Origin of the sequence: Rhizobium sp. PRIMUS64, from assembly GCF_023006465.1 — a bacterium.
Taxonomy (GTDB): Bacteria; Pseudomonadota; Alphaproteobacteria; order Rhizobiales; family Rhizobiaceae; genus Rhizobium; species Rhizobium leguminosarum.
This window is the reverse complement of record NZ_JALBGX010000260.1, coordinates 1-2,861: the sequence shown is the minus strand read 5'-3', so window position 1 is coordinate 2,861 and position 2,861 is coordinate 1. Positions and strand designations below refer to the sequence as shown.

Here is a 2,861-nt window from a genome sequence, read left to right as displayed (position 1 = left end):
ACCGGTGCCTCGACAGCGATGCGCCTGGGCCTTTCCAGGGACGGGGCGGCCGGAGGGCGCACGGCGACCTTTGCGGAGATCGCAGCGGGCTGCGGGAGCGGGCGGGAGGTGACGGGAGCAGGGGCCGACCGGCCAGGACGCCATTCCATGACCCGGAACAGCGACGTGATCGACTCGGGCGAGGTCTCGGTCTTCGGGAACGACACCAAGGCGGGCGCGCGAACCGGCACCGCTTCGAAGGCCATGACTTCCCAGAAGGCGAAATCGGAAATGGAGGAAAGCTCGGCTGTGGCACGGAAGGCCGGCACGATGGTCTCGTCAGCGAGCGGTGACTGCTGCAGTTCGACCCTGTGCGGTGCTGCGGAAATTTCGTCCGGCCCCGGCAGATAGATATCGAAGGGCACGTCGACGGCTACCGGCTCTATCCGTATCGCCTGCTGTCCAATCTGCGAATCATCGCGAACGGGCTCATTCGGCGCGCGCCGCCTGCTGATCAGCGTTTCCGGCGTACGGGTGAAACGGACATTCGGCGCGAGGGAAAAGTTGCTCTGCCAGATGGGTGGCGCCGGCTTCTCCCCTGGGTTTTCCGCCGGAAGGTCCGTTTCAATCTCGCTGGAAAAATCTCCGGCATCAGTCAAATTGGTTCTGGGAAAACGCATGCGTCCGCTACTCACTCATGCTTTGCAAATTACGACCCTACCGGGATAGAAAAGGAAGGTTAATAAGTTCCTTCCTGCCGTATCGTTCCGATACGACCCGTTGGGATAAATCGCTGCACTTTCAATGAGTTCTGGCAGTGAGAAAAATCTTTGCCAATTTTGGGGAAGTCGTTAGTGCGCCTCGTCCCAATTGGTGGCGGCGCGTGCATCGACCCTCAGCGGCACACGCATTTCCAGCGCCGGCATGGTGGCGTTTTCCATCACCGAGACGATGACCGGCATCGCCTTTTCGACATCTTGGTCCTCGACCTCAAAGATGAGTTCGTCGTGCACCTGCAGCAGCATGCGGACGCGATCGGCAAGGCCGACTTCAACAAGCGCCGGCTCTATCTTGATCATCGCCCGGCGGATGACGTCGGCAGCCGAACCCTGGATCGGCGCATTGATCGCCGCACGCTCGTTGAAGGCGCGCACGGATGGATTGGAAGAGCGGATTTCGGGATAGTTGATGCGGCGACCGAAGATCGTTTCGACATAACCCTTGTCGCGCGCCATTGCCTTTCGGCTTTCCATATAATCGCGGATGCCGGGGAAACGCTCGAAATACTTCTTGATATAGTCGCCGGCTTCCGAACGCTCGATCGAAAGCTGATTGGCAAGCCCGAAGGCCGAAATGCCGTAGATGATGCCGAAATTGATTGCCTTGGCGCGGCGGCGCACCTCGCCCGGCATGCCTTCCACCGGCACGCCGAACATTTCCGAAGCCGTCATGGCGTGGATGTCGACGCCATCTTCGAAGGCCTTGGTCAGCTGCGGGATCTCGGCCACATGGGCAAGCACGCGCAGTTCGATCTGGCTGTAGTCGGCGGAGATCAGCTTGTGGCCAGGCGTCGAGATGAAGGCGGTGCGGATCTTGCGGCCTTCTGCGGTGCGCACCGGAATGTTCTGCAGGTTCGGCTCGGACGAGGACAGACGCCCCGTGGTCGTCGATGCCAGCGAATAGGAGGTGTGGACCCGCTTGGTCTCCGGATGGACATAGCCGGGAAGCGCGTCGGTATAGGTGGATTTCAGCTTGGTGACCTGGCGCCAGTCGACGATCTTGCGCGGCAGTTCGAAACCGGCGGCGGCCAGATCCTCGAGCACCTGCGCGGAGGTGGACCATTGGCCTGTCTTCGTCTTGCTGCCGCCGGAAAGGCCCATCTTGCCGAACAGGATATCGCCCAGCTGCTTCGGCGAGCCGATATTGAAACGTTCGCCGGCCAGCACGTAGATCTCGTCCTCCAGCCTTGCTGCACCCTGGGCCAGCTCGCCGGAGAGCCGCGACAGGATCTGCCGGTCAACGGTGATGCCGCGCGCTTCCATACGCGCAAGCACGGGCAATAGCGGCCGCTCCAGCCGTTCATAGACGCTGGTCAGCCCTGCTGCCGCCAGCCGGGGCTTCAGCACCAGCCAGAGGCGCAGCGTCACGTCGGCATCTTCGGCGGCATAGTGGGTGGCGCGGTCGATATCGACCAGATCGAAGGTGACATTCGCCTTGCCGCTGCCCGCCACGTCCTTGTACGGGATCGGTGTATGGCCGAGGAATTTTTCCGAGAGCGGATCCATGCCGTGCGCGCCGGTGCCGGCGTCGAGCACGTAGGAGATCAGCATTGTGTCGTCGAAACTCCTGGTCTCGATGCCGTAGCGCTTCAACAGCAGGTAGTCGTATTTCAGGTTCTGGGCGACCTTGAGAACCGCTTCGTCCTCCAGCAATGCCTTCAACCGCGGCAGGGCATCGCCCATCGGGATCTGGTTTTCGGCAAGGCCGCCGCCGAGCAGATCGCCGACGCCGTTCTTATGGACAAGCGGCACATAGGCGGCGCGGATCTTCGTGCCAGTGGGATCGGCCGTATTGTCGGCGATCGCCAGCGAAAAGCCGACGAGTTCGGCCTGCATCGCATCCAGCGACGTGGTCTCGGTATCGAAAGCAACGAGGCCGGTAGCGCGCGCATCGGCGATCCAGCGGTCGAGCGTCGCCAGGTCGCGGATCGTGACATAGGCCGAATGATCGAAGGGCAGCGTCGCAAAGGCCTCGGCCCGCGCCTTGGCAAGATCGGCGGGCGAAAAGGCGCCTTCGACGGCGCTCTTCGCCTTCGCGCGCGGCGGCACCGGCACAGATTCGCCCGAAACGTCGGGGATGCCGCCGGCAACAGTCTCGGGCTC

1 protein-coding gene and 1 pseudogene are annotated in these 2,861 nt (G+C 62.4%); both read right to left on the bottom strand.

The window, feature by feature from the left end; all coding sequences use genetic code 11:
- Positions 1–659 (bottom strand): annotated as a pseudogene (locus tag MOV76_RS38790) (DNA translocase FtsK); the annotation flags it as partial.
- Between the two features lie 171 nt (positions 660–830).
- A partial coding sequence (polA, locus tag MOV76_RS38785; protein ID WP_247266555.1) for a DNA polymerase I occupies positions 831–2,861 on the bottom strand: 2,031 nt, incomplete at its 5' end.